The sequence below is a fragment of the Modestobacter versicolor genome, assembly GCF_041028285.1.
Classification (GTDB): domain Bacteria; phylum Actinomycetota; class Actinomycetes; order Mycobacteriales; family Geodermatophilaceae; genus Modestobacter; species Modestobacter versicolor_A.
In genome coordinates, this window is sequence record NZ_JABGDB010000004.1 from 207,151 (window position 1) to 219,434 (window position 12,284).

Here is a 12,284-nt window from a genome sequence, read left to right on the forward strand (position 1 = left end):
GAGTGGGTCGGCGCGGGCCCCTCGGGGTGGGGCGGGGTGCATGGTGAGCCCGATCGACGTCCAGGAGGCCCTCGGCGGCATCGACCACCCGGCGACGAAGGAGGACGTCGTCGAGCACGCGCAGGACAACGGCGGTCCGGACGACGTGGTGCAGGCCCTGCGGGGCATCGAGGACCGCGAGTACGAGGGTCCCAGCGGCGTCAGCGCAGCCGTCTTCGACTGAGCGGCCGGGCCCGGCCGCTAGGTTCCTGACCCATGACGTCGGCGCAGCGGGGCTACAACGAGGACATGCGCCTGGCACACGTGCTGGCCGACCAGGCCGACGCGATCAGCCTGGACCGGTTCCGGGCGCAGGACCTGCAGGTGGACACCAAGCCCGACCTCACCCCGGTGACCGACGCCGACCGCGCGGTCGAGGAGCAGCTGCGCAGCACGCTGGCCCGGGCCCGCACCCGGGACGCCGTCATCGGCGAGGAGTTCGGCAGCACCGGTCGGGGCGACCGGAAGTGGGTGGTCGACCCGATCGACGGGACGAAGAACTTCGTCCGCGGCGTCCCGGTGTGGGCCACGCTGATCGCGCTGCTCGACGGTGACCTGCCGGTGGTCGGGCTGGTGTCCGCTCCGGCGCTCAACCGGCGCTGGTGGGCCGCGGCCGGCACCGGCGCCTGGACCGGCCGGCGGCTGGAGAACGCCACGCGGTGCACGGTCTCCGGGGTGTCCGGCCTGGCCGACGCCAGCCTGTCCTACTCCAGCCTCTCCGGGTGGGAGGAGCGCGGACTGCTCGACGGCTTCCTCGCCCTCACCCGGACGGTCTGGCGGACCCGCGCCTACGGCGACTTCTGGAGCTACATGATGGTCGCCGAGGGCGCGGTCGACGTGGCCTGCGAGCCCGAGGTGTCGCTGTGGGACCTGGCCGCCCTCGACGTCATCGTGCGGGAGGCCGGCGGCACGTTCACCGACCTCACCGGCACCCCCGGCCCCGCGGGCGGCAGCGCGGTGGCGACCAACGGCGTGCTGCACCCGCACGTGCTGACGGCGCTCGACCCGGGTGCGGGTCGAGCGCCGTCGGCCTGAGCGCAGCGGGTCAGCGGAGGCCGCCGGCACCCCCCGTGCCGGTGCCCGTCGTGGGGCCCTCCCCGCCGCGGCCGCCCTGGATGCGGCGGCGCACGTCGTCGATCTTCGCCCGGTTCTTCGGGTCCTTGGCCAGCTGCTGGGCCTTGTCCGTCGCCTGACGGATGACCTGCTTGCCCTTTGGGCTGTTCGCGAACTGCACGACCTTGTTGAACAGCGACGCCATGACGCGTCCACCCCCTCGCCGGTTGCGGGGAGCCCGACCGGGCTCCGCTCGTCCGCTCAACGGTGACAGCAGCCAGGTCGTTCCGCGCGGCGAGCCGGTCAGCCGACGGCGGCCGCCCACCGCTCCCGGACGCCGGCGGCCGCCCCGGACCCGTCCGGCGCCACGACCGGGTCGCCCGCCCGGACCGGCGTGACCGCCCACCCCACCCCGCGGGCGGCGAGCACGGCGGCGCCGACGGCCGAGGCGCTGCGGACCTGCACGTGCTGCACCGGCCGGCCCAGGACGTCGGCGAGCAGCTGCTGCACCCCGGCGTCCCGCGCCCCTCCCCCGGTGAGCACCACCTGCCCGTCCCCGGCCGGGCCGAGCAGGTCCAGCGCCGCCGCGACCGCGCAGACCACGCCCTCCAGCGCGGCGCGGGCGAGGTCGGCGCGGGTCGTGTCGGCCGACAGCCCGGTCCAGCCGCCCCGGGCGTCCGGGCCGGCCACGCCGCCGCGCTCGCCGGTGAGGAACGGGCTGAACACCACCCCGCCGGCGCCGGGCGGCGACTCCGCGAGGCTGCCGGCCAGCCCGGCCCAGTCCAGCCCCAGCACACCGGCGACCCACGACCACGCGGTGCCGGCGTTCTGCAGGGCGGCCATGGCGTACCACCCGTCGCCGGTGTCGGCGTAGCAGTGGACGACGGGGTCGGCGGCCGCGGCCGGGCGCACCCCGGGGCGCAGCAGCTGGGCACCGGACCCCAGGTTGACCTGCACCCCGGTCCCGGTGCCGGCCGCGAGCAGTGCCAGCGGGGTGTCCGCCCCGCCCACGACCACGGGCACCGGGCCGCCGGGCAGCTCCGCCGTCCCGGCCACCGCGTGCCCGGGCAGCACCGTGGGCAGCAGCGCCGGGTCGAGGCCAGCGGCCGCGGTCGCCGGCCCCGACCAGCGGTCCGCCGGCACGTCCCACAGCAGGGTGGCCGAGGCGTCGCTGCGGTCGGTCACCGCCGGGTCGGTGCCCGGCAGCAGGGTGGCCCGGACGGCGTCCTTGGGCAGCAGCACCGCCGCCGCCCGGTCCAGCAGGTCCGGCCGGTGGGTGACCAGCCAGGCCGCCAGCGGGCCGGTCATCCCGGCGGCGAGCGGGTTGGCCAGGGCGGCCCGGTCCGGCCCGGGCAGCTGCCGCCAGCGGTCCAGCTCCGCCGTCGCGCGCCGGTCCGGCCACAGCAGCGCCGGGCCCAGCGCTGAGCCGGCGGCATCGACCAGCACCGCACCGTGCATCTGCCCGGAGAGGCCCAGCGCCGCGACCGGCCGGCCGGCCAGCTGCCCGGTGAGCGCGGCGAGGGCGTCGTCCAGCGCCCGCCGCCAGACCGCCACCTCGGTCTGCGCCCACCCGGGCCGCGGCCGGTCGACCGGGTACCCCGCCTCGGCCTCGGCGACGACCGTCCCGCCGGCGTCCAGCGCGACCGCCTTCAGCCCGCTGGTGCCCAGGTCGGCGCCGAGGACGACGGTCACTGCGGGAAGAACCCGCCGGTCCGGCCGTTGCGGTCGGCCAGCAGCCCGGCCAGCGTCGAGACCGCGATCTCCGGGCCGGTGCGCGAGCCGATGTCCAGCCCGATCGGCCGGTGCACGCGGGCGACGTCGGCCGGGGCCACCCCGAGCGCTGCCAGCGCGGCGACGTGCGGCCCCTCGACCCGCGGGTTGCCCACCACGCCGATCCACCGCACCGGGCGCGCCAGCGCGTCGCGCAGGTGCTCCCCGAGGTCGTCGCGGTGGTGGTCGGTGACCACCACGTCGGCGGCGGCCAGCTCCGGGTCGCCGTCCAGGTCGGCCATCGCCGCGACGGCCTGGCCTGCCCAGGACGCCGCGCCGCGCAGCTCCGGGTCGGGCTCGACCAGCACGGTCCGGTAGCCCAGCTGGGCGCCGATCCCGGCCAGCGCCTCGGCGACGCCCCCGGCGTAGACCGCGACCAGCACCCGCGGCGCGGGACCGCTCACGACCGCGCCGGGCTGTCGCCGTAGGAGTAGCCGGCGTCGGCGTACCGGCTGCCCGCGGCGACCCCCGGTGGGGCGATGTCGGCGAGCCGCCCGAGGTCCTCGGCGCTGAGCTGCACCGCGGCGGCACCCACGTTCTCCTCGAGGTAGCTGCGCCGTTTGGTGCCCGGGATCGGGACGACGTCCTCGCCCTGGGCCAGCACCCAGGCCAGCGCGAGCTGCCCGGCGGTCACGCCCTTCTCGCCGGCCATCGCCCGCACCGCCTCGACCAGCCGCAGGTTGGCGGTGAACGCCTCGCCGGTGAAGCGGGGGTGGGTGCGGCGCCAGTCGTCCTCGGCGAAGTCGGCCGGGCTGGTGATCGCGCCGGCCAGGAACCCGCGGCCCAGCGGGCTGAACGGGACGATGCCGATGCCGTGCTCGCGGGCGACGGCCAGCACCTCCGCCTCCAGGTCGCGGGTCCACAGCGACCACTCGCTCTGCAGCGCGGCGATCGGGTGCACCGCCACGGCCCGCCGGATCGACCCGGCGCTGGCCTCCGAGAGACCCAGGTACCGGACCTTGCCCTGCTGCACCAGCTCGGCCATCGCGCCCACGGTGTCCTCGATCGGCACCGCCGGGTCGACCCGGTGCTGGTAGTACAGGTCGATCACGTCCACCCGCAGCCGCCGCAGGCTGGCCTCCACCCGGGCCCGGACGTTCTCCGGCCGGCCGTCGATGGTCATCCCGCCGCGGTCGTCGTGGGTGAGCGAGAACTTGGTCGCCAGCTGCACCTCGTCGCGCCGACCGGCGATCGCCTCGCCGACGAGCTCCTCGTTGTGGCCGTCGCCGTAGACGTCGGAGGTGTCGAGGAACGTGACGCCGAGGTCGAGCGCCCGGTGCACCGTCGCGATCGACTCGGCGCGGTCGGCGGCGCCGTACATCTGGCTCATGCCCATGCAGCCCAGGCCGAGGGCGGAGACCTGCAGGCCACCCAGGCTGCGGCGGGGGACGGTCGTCGTCATGACCTGATCCTGTCCCGGTCCGGGACCGGCACGCCAGCCCGGCGGCTCAGCTGCCGCGCAGCAGCCCGGTGGCGGTGAGCTCCTCGGCGACGTCCCGCAGCTTGACGTTGCTGCGCTGCGAGGCGTGGGTGAGCAGGGTGAACGCCTGCTCGGCGGTCACCTTGAACCGCTCCATCAGGATGCCCTTGGCCTGCTCGATGACCGAGCGCGACTCCATCGCCTTGCGCATGTTGGTGACGTCGTCGGTGGCCCGGGCCGCGGCCTCGGCGTTGCCGACGGCGATCGCGACGAAGGCCGCCACCTCCTCGCCGAGCCGGACGTCGGTCTCGCCGAAGGCGCCCGGGTGCCGGGCGTAGTTGTTCAGCGCGCCGATGGTGGCGCCCTGGAAGGGCAGCGGCACCGACAGCGAGCTGCCCACGCCCAGGCCCGCGGCGTGCCGGGCGTAGTCGGGCCACCGCTCCTCGGTGCGCATGTCCCCGATCACGAACACCTCGCCGGAACGGCCGGCGTCCAGGCAGGGGCCGTACCCCCGCTGGTACTGCAGCTCGTCGGCGTCCATCGCGATCTGCCCGTCGAAGGCGGCGGTGAAGGCGCGCTCGTCGCGGATGAGGGTGATCGAGGTGGCCTCAGCGCCGGGGATCGCCCGGCGGGAGATCTGGACGATCTCGGTCAGCACGTCAGGCAGCTCCCGGCCCACGAGCACGACCCGGGCCAGCTCGGCGTGCAGCGCGCCCAGGCTCTCGGTCATGGTCTCGGGGTCCCTTCCCAGTCGGCGGTCCGGCCGTTGGTTCGACCGCGCCCTCCGGGTGCAGACCCGGCCGGCAGAGCGTATACGGCGTAAATCGGCGAACTCGGTTGCCCGGCACCGACCTGGCCGAGGAGGGTCCGGGCGTGACCACGACGGGAGACGGGCGGCCGCTGCCGGGTGGCCTGCTGCTGCGCACCTGCCGACCGGCCGACCTGGAGCAGGTCGGCGCCCTGCTGGCGGCGCGGGGAGACCCGCCGGACGCCGAGGACCAGCGGCTGGTGGTCGAGGACCCGGACACCGGCTTCGCGGCCAGCGCCGTCGTGGTGGACGGCGACCGGGTGGTGTCCACGGTCACCCTGCTGGCCGAGACGGTGCGGGTCGAGGACGTCCTCGTCCCCGCCGGCCAGGTCGAGCTGGTCGCCACCGACCCCGGGTACGAGGGCCGCGGGCTGGTCCGCGCGCTGATGGGGTGGGCGCACGAGCGGTCCGCGGCGCGCGGCGACCTGCTGCAGGTGATGATCGGGATCCCGTACTTCTACCGGCTCTTCGGCTACGAGTACGCCGTCGACATCCCGGCCGCCCGGCCCGTGGCCGACCTCCCGCCACCCGCCCCGGGGCTCCGCCGCGCCACCCCGGCCGACCTGCCGGCGCTGGCCCGGCTGCAGGACGCGGCCCAGACCGGCGCCGACGTCGCGATGCCGCACCCGGCGGCGCGGCTGCGCTGGCTGGTGGCCCACCGGGCGACGACGACCTGGGTGCTGGACCGGGACGCCGACGTCGTCGGCTCGGTGCGCGTGCCCGAGCCGGACGACGACCTGCTGGCCGCCGAGCCGGCCGCGGTCGACGCCGCGGCGGCCCGGGCGCTGCTGGCCGGGGTCGCCGACCTCGCGGCGGGCCGGCCGGTGCGGGTGACCGACCGGCCGGCGAGCCTGCCCGGCGCGGTGTGGGCCGGCCGGCTGGGGCCCGGCAGCGACCTCGCCGAGCAGTACTACGTGCGCGTGCCGGACGCCGGCGCCCTGCTCGAGGCGCTGCGGCCGGTGCTGTCCCGCCGGTTCGCCGCCGCCGGCGTGGACCGGGGCGGACGGGACGTCGTCGTCTCCACCTACGGCGCCAGCTGGTCGCTGCCGGTGACCGGCGACGGGCTCGGCCCGGTGCGCGCCGGTGGCCGGCAGCAGGCGCCGGGCGCGGTCGGCGGTGCCGGCGTGGCCCCGGACCAGCTGGGCGCGCTGCTGCTGGGGCCGCACGGGATGCACGGGCTGGCCCGGCGCCGTCCCGACGTGTACCCCGGCCGCGACCCGGAGCTCTACGAGGCGGTGTTCCCGCCGATGACCGCGGACCTGCTCACCTACTACCTGCCGTACTGACCCGGGGGCGTGCCGGGGTGCCGGTCTGATGGGATGACCCCACCACCGGCGCGCGCGGAACCGCCGCCGGTCCCGACGTCCGCAGGAGACCCCGTGCAGTACGCCGAGTCCGTCATCGAGCTCATCGGCAACACCCCGCTGGTGCGGCTCAACTCCGTCACCGCCCACCTCGGCCCGGACGCGCCGCTGGTGCTGGCCAAGGTGGAGTACGTCAACCCGGGCGGCTCGGTGAAGGACCGGATCGCGCTGCGGATGGTCGAGGCCGCCGAGGCCGCGGGCGACCTGCGGCCCGGCGGCACGATCATCGAGCCGACCAGCGGCAACACCGGCATCGGCCTGGCGATCGTGGCCCAGACCCGCGGCTACAAGTGCGTCTTCGTCTGCCCCGACAAGGTGGGCCAGGAGAAGATCAACGTGCTGCGCGCCTACGGCGCCGAGGTGCACGTGTGCCCCACCGCCGTCGACCCGGCCGACCCGCGCTCGTACTACTCGGTCTCCGACCGGCTGGCCCGGGAGACCGTCGGCGGCTGGAAGGCCGACCAGTACTCCAACCCGAACAACCCGCGCTCGCACTACGAGACGACCGGCCCGGAGATCTGGGCGCAGACCGAGGGGCGGGTCACCCACTTCGTCACCGGTGCCGGCACCGGCGGGACGATCTCCGGCGTCGGCCGCTACCTCAAGGAGGCCAGCGGCGGCCGGGTGCAGGTCATCGGCGCCGACCCCGAGGGCTCGGTCTACTCCGGCGGCACCGGACGGCCCTACCTCGTCGAGGGCGTCGGCGAGGACTTCTGGCCCGAGGCCTACGACCGCACCGTGGCCGACGAGATCGTCGCGGTCTCCGACGGCGACTCGTTCGCGATGACCCGGCGGCTGGCCCGCGAGGAGGGGCTGCTGGTCGGCGGCTCCTGCGGGATGGCGGTCGTCGCCGCGCTGCGGGTGGCCGAGCGGCTGGGCAGGGACGACGTCCTGGTGGTGCTGCTGCCCGACGGCGGCCGCGGGTACCTGAACAAGATCTTCAACGACGAGTGGATGGCCGACTACGGCTTCCTGGACGCCGGGGGCGGTGAGACCGTCGGCGAGCTGCTGGACGCGAAGTCCGGGTCGACGCCCACGCTGGTGCACACCCACCCGAACGAGACCGTGCGCGACGCGATCGACATCCTGCGCGAGTACGGCGTCAGCCAGCTGCCGGTGGTCCGCGCCGAGCCGCCGGTGACCGCCGGCGAGGTGGTCGGCTCGGTGGCCGAGAAGACGCTGCTGGACGCGCTGTTCGCCGGCCGGGCGACGCTCGCCGACCCGGTCGAGCGGCACATGTCGGCGCCGCTGCCGATCATCGGCTCCGGGGAGCCGGTGTCGGCCGCGGTGAGCGCGCTGGGCGACGCCGACGCACTGCTGGTGCACGTCGACGGCAAGCCGGCCGGCGTGGTCACCCGGCAGGACGTGCTCGGCCACCTCGTCGGCCTGCCCGCCTCTACCGTGCAGTCATGACGGGTTTCAACACACGGGCCATCCACGCCGGGCAGGAGCCGGACCCGGCCACCGGCGCGGTCATCCCGCCGCTGCACCTGAGCACCACCTACAAGCAGGACGGCGTCGGCGGGCTGCGCGGCGGCTACGAGTACAGCCGCAGCGCCAACCCCACCCGGGACACCCTGCAGACGGCGCTGGCCGCCCTCGAGCAGGGCACCCGGGGGCTCGCCTTCGCCTCCGGCCTGGCCGCCGAGGACACCCTGCTGCGCACCGTCTGCCGGCCGGGCGACTCGATCGTCCTCGGCGGTGACGCCTACGGCGGCACCTACCGGCTGATCTCCAAGGTGCTCGAGCCGTGGGGCGTCACGCACCAGCCGGTGGACCTCAACGACCTGGACGCCGTCCGCGCCGCCGTCGCCCCGGCGGCCACCCGGGTGGTCTGGTGCGAGACCCCCAGCAACCCGCTGCTCAACGTCTCCGACATCGCCGCGCTGGCCGAGATCGCGCACGCCGCCGGCACGCTGCTGGTCGTCGACAACACCTTCGCCAGCCCCTACCTCCAGCAGCCGCTGACCCTGGGCGCGGACGTCGTCGTCCACTCGACGACGAAGTACCTGGGCGGGCACTCCGACGTCGTCGGCGGCGCGCTGGTGGTGGCCGACGACGAGCTCGGCGAGCGGCTGGCCTACCACCAGAACGCGATGGGCGCGGTCGCCGGCCCGTTCGACGCGTGGCTGGTGCTGCGCAGCCTGAAGACCCTCGGCGTCCGGATGGACCGGCACACCGCCAACGCCACCCGGATCGCGGAGTGGCTGCTGGAGCACCCGGCGGTCTCCGCCGTGCTCTACCCGGGGCTGCCGCAGCACCGCAACCACGACGTAGCGGCCCGGCAGATGTCCGGCTTCGGCGGGATGGTGTCGTTCCGGCTGCGCGGGGGCGAGGAGGCGGCGCTGCGGGTCTGCGAGCGGACGACGGTGTTCACCCTGGCCGAGTCGCTGGGCGGGGTGGAGTCGCTGGTCGAGCACCCGCACCGGATGACGCACGCCAGCGCCGCCGGCTCACCGCTGGAGGTGCCGGCCGACCTGGTGCGCCTGTCGGTGGGCATCGAGGACGTCGACGACCTGCTGGCCGACCTCGACCAGGCCCTGTCCGGGTAAGGACCCCCGGCCCCCTCGCAGGGGCCCACTGCGAGCGTGCGAGTGGTGGGGGGCGAGGGGGTCCTTCAGCAGCGGGGGGCGGTGAGGATGCGGGGGCCGTCGTCGGTGACGGCGACCGTGTGCTCGACGTGCGCCGCCCGGCTGCCGTCGGCGCTGCGCAGCGTCCAGCCGTCGGCGTCCACCCGGTAGTCGTCGCTGCCGCCGGCCAGGAACCACGGCTCGATGGCGATGACCAGCCCGGCCCGCAGCTTCACGCCCCGCCCGGCGCGCCCCTCGTTCGGCACGTGCGGGTCGGCGTGCATCGTGCGCCCGACCCCGTGGCCGCCCTGGTCGGTGTTGATGCCGCACCCACCGGCCCGCCCGACGGCGCTGATCGCGGCGGAGATGTCACCCACCCGGTTCCCCGGCACCGCGGCGGCGATCCCGGCCGCCAGCGCCCGCTGCGTGGTGTCGACCAGCGCCAGGTCCGCCGGCCGCGGGGTGCCCACCGGGAAGGTGACCGCCGAGTCCCCGACCCACCCGTCCAGCGTCGCGCCGGCGTCCACGCTCAGCAGGTCGCCGTCCTCGAGCGGCTGCACGGTCGGGATGCCGTGCAGCGCCACGTCGTTGACCGACAGGCACACCACGCCGGGGAACGGCGGGGTGGTGCTCACCGGCGCGTAGCCCAGGAACGGCGAGGTGGCGCCGGCCGCGGCCAGCACGTCGCGGGCGACCGCGTCGAGCTCGGTGAGCCGGACACCGGGCGCCGCGGCAGCCCGCACGGCGGCCAGCATGTCGGCGACCACCGCGCCCGCCGCCCGCATCGCGTCGATCTCGCCGGGGGTGCGCAGTTCGATCATCGGTCCTCGTCCTTCCGGTATGACTATCCCGGTATTAGTATCACGGCCATGGTCCGACCGCCGCTGACCCCTGCCGAGCGCGACCGTGGCCGCCGGCTGGGCGCGCTGCTGCGCTCCGCACGCGCCGACCGCTCCCCCGCCGAGGTCGCCGCCGCGTCCGGGGTCAGCCTCGAGGCGCTGCGCAAGATCGAGTCCGGCCGGGTGCCCACCCCGGCGTTCTTCACCGTCACCGCGCTGGCCCGCACCCTCGACCTGCCGCTCGACGCGCTGGCCCGCGCCCTGGACGACGCGCCGGCGGGCACCGCCCTCTCCGCCTGACGCAGTGACCGGACCCCGCGTCACCGTCGTCGTCGCCACCCGGGACCGGCGGGCGTCGCTGGTGCGGACCCTGGACCGGCTGGCCGGCGGCCCGCCGGTGCTCGTGGTCGACAACGCCTCCACCGACGGCACCGCCACCGCCGTCCGGGCCGCTCACCCCGGCGTCGGGGTGGTCGAGTTGCCGGCCAACACCGGCGCGGTGGCCCGCACCCACGGCGTCTGGCTGGCCGGCACGCCCTACGTGGCCTTCGCCGACGACGACTCCTGGTGGGAGCCCGGCGCGCTGGACCGGGCCGCCGACCTGCTCGACGCGCACCCCGGGGTCGCGGTCGTGGTCGGCCGGGTGCGGCTGGCCGCCGACGGCCGCGACGACGCGGTCACCCGCAAGCACCGGGCCGCGGTGCTCGGCCGCTCCCCCGCCGGCCCCGACGTGCTGAGCTTCCCCGCCTTCGCCGCCGTCGGCCGCCGGGACGCGCACCTGGCCGTCGGCGGCTTCTCCCCGCTGCTGTTCTTCGGTGGCGAGGAGCACCTGCTGGCCCTCGACCTCGCGGCCGCGGGCTGGCAGCTGGTCTTCGCCGACGACGTGGTCGCCTGGCACGACCCGGCCGGACCGGACCGGCCGACGCCGGCTCGGTGGGCGCTGCAGACCCGCAACGACGTGCTCGTCGACTGGCTGCGCCTGCCGCTGCCCGTGGCGCTCGGCTCGACCGGGCGGCTGGCGCGGCGGGCCGTGCGGGACCCGGCCGCCCGGCGGGCGCTGGCCGGCCTGCTCCGCCGGCTCCCGGCCGCGCTCCGCCTGCGCCGGCCGGTCCCGGCCGCGCTGGAGCGCCGGTTCGCCCGAGCCCAGCGGCCCGCGGCCCAGCCGACCGGCTGACGCCGCTCAGCGCTCCGGGCGGCCGTCCCCGAGCTGCTCGACGAACCACGCGCGGGCCGCCGCGTTGCCGGCCGCACCCCGGCGGCGCGCCTCGGCCAGCTCCCCGGTCAGCGTGCCGGACAGCGCGTGCTCCAGCGCGGCGTCCAGGGTGGCCGGGTCGACCTCGCCGGCCTGCAGCACCACCGGCCAGCCCAGCGCGGCCGCCTGTGCGCTCACCTTGGCCCCACCGGCGACGGCGTCGCAGGCGATCACCGGGACGTCGTGGGCGAGGCCGAGGACCAGCGCGTGCAGCCGCATGCTGACCACGACGTCCGCGCGCCGGACCAGCGCCTCGACCTGCGAGGGGAAGCGCTCGTAGGGCTTGTCGAACAGGTCCATGTCCAGCTCGAACCACGGCATGCCGCGGGTCTTCAGCCAACCCTCGATCGTGGCGCGCACCCGGTCGGCCTGGCTGCGGGTGCCGTACTCCTCCTGCGCCGGGGCGAAGGCCACCGCGACCACCGGGACGTCCGGCGTCGTGGTGCCGATCGCGAGGTCCGGGCGGGCGGTGCCGGTGCTGACGTCGTCGCGCTCCCACACGCGGTGGAACAGCGGCCGGGCGTCGTCCGGGACGACCGACACGTTCACCGCCCAGCGCTGGGCGTGGTCGAACGCCGCGGTCAGCTCGCGCAGCAGCGGCATGTCCATCAGCGGGCCGCTGACGAAGACCAGGTGGGTGTAGCCGCTCGCGTCCAGGTCGCGCCAGTGCGGTCCGCGGCCCAGGTAGGGCGCCCAGGCGACGTCGTGGTCGATGCCGAGCTCGCGGAGCCAGCCGACGACGGCGTCGGCCCCCAGCTCGTCGCCGACGGTGGCGATCACCTCGTCGAAGCTGAACCAACCGGTGACCAGGACGCGCATGCCCCCAGCTTCCCAGGCGGCGCGGTGCGCCCTCCCCCGCGGGGTCAGGCCTCGGCGACGACCAGGTCGCGGTACTCGGGGTGCCGCTCGATCCAGCCCCGGACGAACGGGCACATCGGGACGACGGTGCCGCCGGCGCTCCGCACGTCGTCCAGCGCGGCCCGGACCAGCCTGCCGCCCAGGCCGGAGTGCCCCGCCGAGCTGTCCACCTCGGTGTGGGTGAACACCACCTGGGTGCCGCGGCGGCGGTACGCGGCCAGGCCCAGGCGGCGGTCGCCGTCCCGGATCTCGTAGCGGCTGTGCTCGGGCACGTCGACGACGGTCGGCTCCATGCCCCCGCGAACGGCCGG

Annotated in this window: 15 protein-coding genes; 7 read left to right on the forward strand and 8 right to left on the reverse strand. The window is 76.3% G+C overall.

The annotated features are described in order from the left end of the window. Window positions 1-40: 40 nt before the first annotated feature. Window positions 41-223: a DUF2795 domain-containing protein gene (locus tag HL054_RS15415; protein ID WP_369139892.1), complete on the forward strand. Its 183-nt coding sequence runs from the start codon at window positions 41-43 to the stop codon at window positions 221-223. A 32-nt stretch (window positions 224-255) separates the two neighbouring features. Then, window positions 256-1,074, forward strand: coding sequence for a histidinol-phosphatase (gene hisN, locus HL054_RS15420; protein ID WP_369139893.1), 819 nt, complete (start codon window positions 256-258; stop codon window positions 1,072-1,074). A gap of 10 nt (window positions 1,075-1,084) precedes the next feature. Here hisN and HL054_RS15425 read toward each other — a convergent pair whose 3' ends face one another. The 5 genes from HL054_RS15425 to HL054_RS15445 form a co-directional block, all read right to left on the reverse strand. Then, a complete protein-coding gene (locus tag HL054_RS15425) occupies window positions 1,085-1,297 on the reverse strand; it encodes a hypothetical protein (RefSeq protein ID WP_369139894.1) in 213 nt (70 codons plus the stop codon). 98 nt (window positions 1,298-1,395) lie between these two features. Beyond that, complete coding sequence (locus HL054_RS15430; RefSeq protein ID WP_369139895.1) at window positions 1,396-2,784, reverse strand: FGGY family carbohydrate kinase; 1,389 nt, start codon at window positions 2,782-2,784, stop codon at window positions 1,396-1,398. Next, window positions 2,781-3,266 carry an XdhC family protein gene (locus HL054_RS15435; protein WP_369139896.1) on the reverse strand — a complete coding sequence of 162 codons (486 nt, stop codon included), beginning with the start codon at window positions 3,264-3,266 and terminating at the stop codon, window positions 2,781-2,783. The genes HL054_RS15430 and HL054_RS15435 overlap by 4 nt, the downstream gene beginning before the upstream one ends. Then, a complete protein-coding gene (locus HL054_RS15440; protein ID WP_369139897.1) occupies window positions 3,263-4,264 on the reverse strand; it encodes an aldo/keto reductase in 1,002 nt (333 codons plus the stop codon). Before HL054_RS15440 ends, HL054_RS15435 begins: the two co-directional genes overlap by 4 nt. A gap of 46 nt (window positions 4,265-4,310) precedes the next feature. Further along, a complete protein-coding gene (locus HL054_RS15445) occupies window positions 4,311-5,012 on the reverse strand; it encodes a GAF and ANTAR domain-containing protein (protein WP_369139898.1) in 702 nt (233 codons plus the stop codon). Between the two features lie 143 nt (window positions 5,013-5,155). Between HL054_RS15445 and HL054_RS15450 the strand changes: the two genes are divergently transcribed. From HL054_RS15450 to HL054_RS15460, 3 genes are all read left to right on the forward strand, one after another. Continuing rightward, complete coding sequence (locus HL054_RS15450; RefSeq protein ID WP_369139899.1) at window positions 5,156-6,376, forward strand: GNAT family N-acetyltransferase; 1,221 nt, start codon at window positions 5,156-5,158, stop codon at window positions 6,374-6,376. A 93-nt stretch (window positions 6,377-6,469) separates the two neighbouring features. Then, entirely contained in the window at window positions 6,470-7,867 is a 1,398-nt protein-coding gene (locus tag HL054_RS15455) for a cystathionine beta-synthase (protein WP_369139900.1), read from the forward strand. Then, window positions 7,864-9,006: a cystathionine gamma-synthase gene (locus HL054_RS15460; protein WP_369139901.1), complete on the forward strand. Its 1,143-nt coding sequence runs from the start codon at window positions 7,864-7,866 to the stop codon at window positions 9,004-9,006. The genes HL054_RS15455 and HL054_RS15460 overlap by 4 nt, the downstream gene beginning before the upstream one ends. A gap of 65 nt (window positions 9,007-9,071) precedes the next feature. Here the strand turns inward: HL054_RS15460 and map are convergent, their stop codons facing one another. Continuing rightward, a complete protein-coding gene (gene map, locus HL054_RS15465; RefSeq protein WP_369139902.1) occupies window positions 9,072-9,845 on the reverse strand; it encodes a type I methionyl aminopeptidase in 774 nt (257 codons plus the stop codon). A gap of 48 nt (window positions 9,846-9,893) precedes the next feature. Here map and HL054_RS15470 point away from each other — a divergent pair, with 48 nt between their 5' ends. Then, complete coding sequence (locus HL054_RS15470) at window positions 9,894-10,163, forward strand: helix-turn-helix domain-containing protein (RefSeq protein WP_369139903.1); 270 nt, start codon at window positions 9,894-9,896, stop codon at window positions 10,161-10,163. A 4-nt stretch (window positions 10,164-10,167) separates the two neighbouring features. Further along, entirely contained in the window at window positions 10,168-11,037 is an 870-nt protein-coding gene (locus HL054_RS15475; protein ID WP_369139904.1) for a glycosyltransferase family 2 protein, read from the forward strand. Window positions 11,038-11,043: 6 nt separating this feature from the next. Here HL054_RS15475 and HL054_RS15480 read toward each other — a convergent pair whose 3' ends face one another. Both HL054_RS15480 and HL054_RS15485 read right to left on the reverse strand, forming a co-directional pair. Then, on the reverse strand, window positions 11,044-11,934 hold the full coding sequence (locus tag HL054_RS15480) for a polysaccharide pyruvyl transferase family protein (RefSeq protein ID WP_369139905.1): 891 nt from the start codon (window positions 11,932-11,934) through the stop codon (window positions 11,044-11,046). A 44-nt stretch (window positions 11,935-11,978) separates the two neighbouring features. Continuing rightward, window positions 11,979-12,266 (reverse strand): GNAT family N-acetyltransferase, encoded by a 288-nt coding sequence (locus tag HL054_RS15485; protein ID WP_369139906.1) that lies wholly within the window; start codon window positions 12,264-12,266, stop codon window positions 11,979-11,981. Window positions 12,267-12,284 lie beyond the last annotated feature (18 nt).

Excerpts from the sequence above, each read along its gene's own strand:
- HL054_RS15415 (WP_369139892.1), top strand. The coding sequence starts at position 41 with ATGGTGAGCCCGATCGACGTCCAGGAGGCCCTCGGCGGCATCGACCAC.
- hisN (WP_369139893.1), top strand. The coding sequence starts at position 256 with ATGACGTCGGCGCAGCGGGGCTACAACGAGGACATGCGCCTGGCACAC.
- HL054_RS15425 (WP_369139894.1), bottom strand. The coding sequence starts at position 1,297 with ATGGCGTCGCTGTTCAACAAGGTCGTGCAGTTCGCGAACAGCCCAAAG.
- HL054_RS15440 (WP_369139897.1), bottom strand. The coding sequence starts at position 4,264 with ATGACGACGACCGTCCCCCGCCGCAGCCTGGGTGGCCTGCAGGTCTCC.
- HL054_RS15445 (WP_369139898.1), bottom strand. The coding sequence starts at position 5,012 with ATGACCGAGAGCCTGGGCGCGCTGCACGCCGAGCTGGCCCGGGTCGTG.
- HL054_RS15460 (WP_369139901.1), top strand. The coding sequence starts at position 7,864 with ATGACGGGTTTCAACACACGGGCCATCCACGCCGGGCAGGAGCCGGAC.
- map (WP_369139902.1), bottom strand. The coding sequence starts at position 9,845 with ATGATCGAACTGCGCACCCCCGGCGAGATCGACGCGATGCGGGCGGCG.
- HL054_RS15470 (WP_369139903.1), top strand. The coding sequence starts at position 9,894 with ATGGTCCGACCGCCGCTGACCCCTGCCGAGCGCGACCGTGGCCGCCGG.
- HL054_RS15480 (WP_369139905.1), bottom strand. The coding sequence starts at position 11,934 with ATGCGCGTCCTGGTCACCGGTTGGTTCAGCTTCGACGAGGTGATCGCC.
- HL054_RS15485 (WP_369139906.1), bottom strand. The coding sequence starts at position 12,266 with ATGGAGCCGACCGTCGTCGACGTGCCCGAGCACAGCCGCTACGAGATC.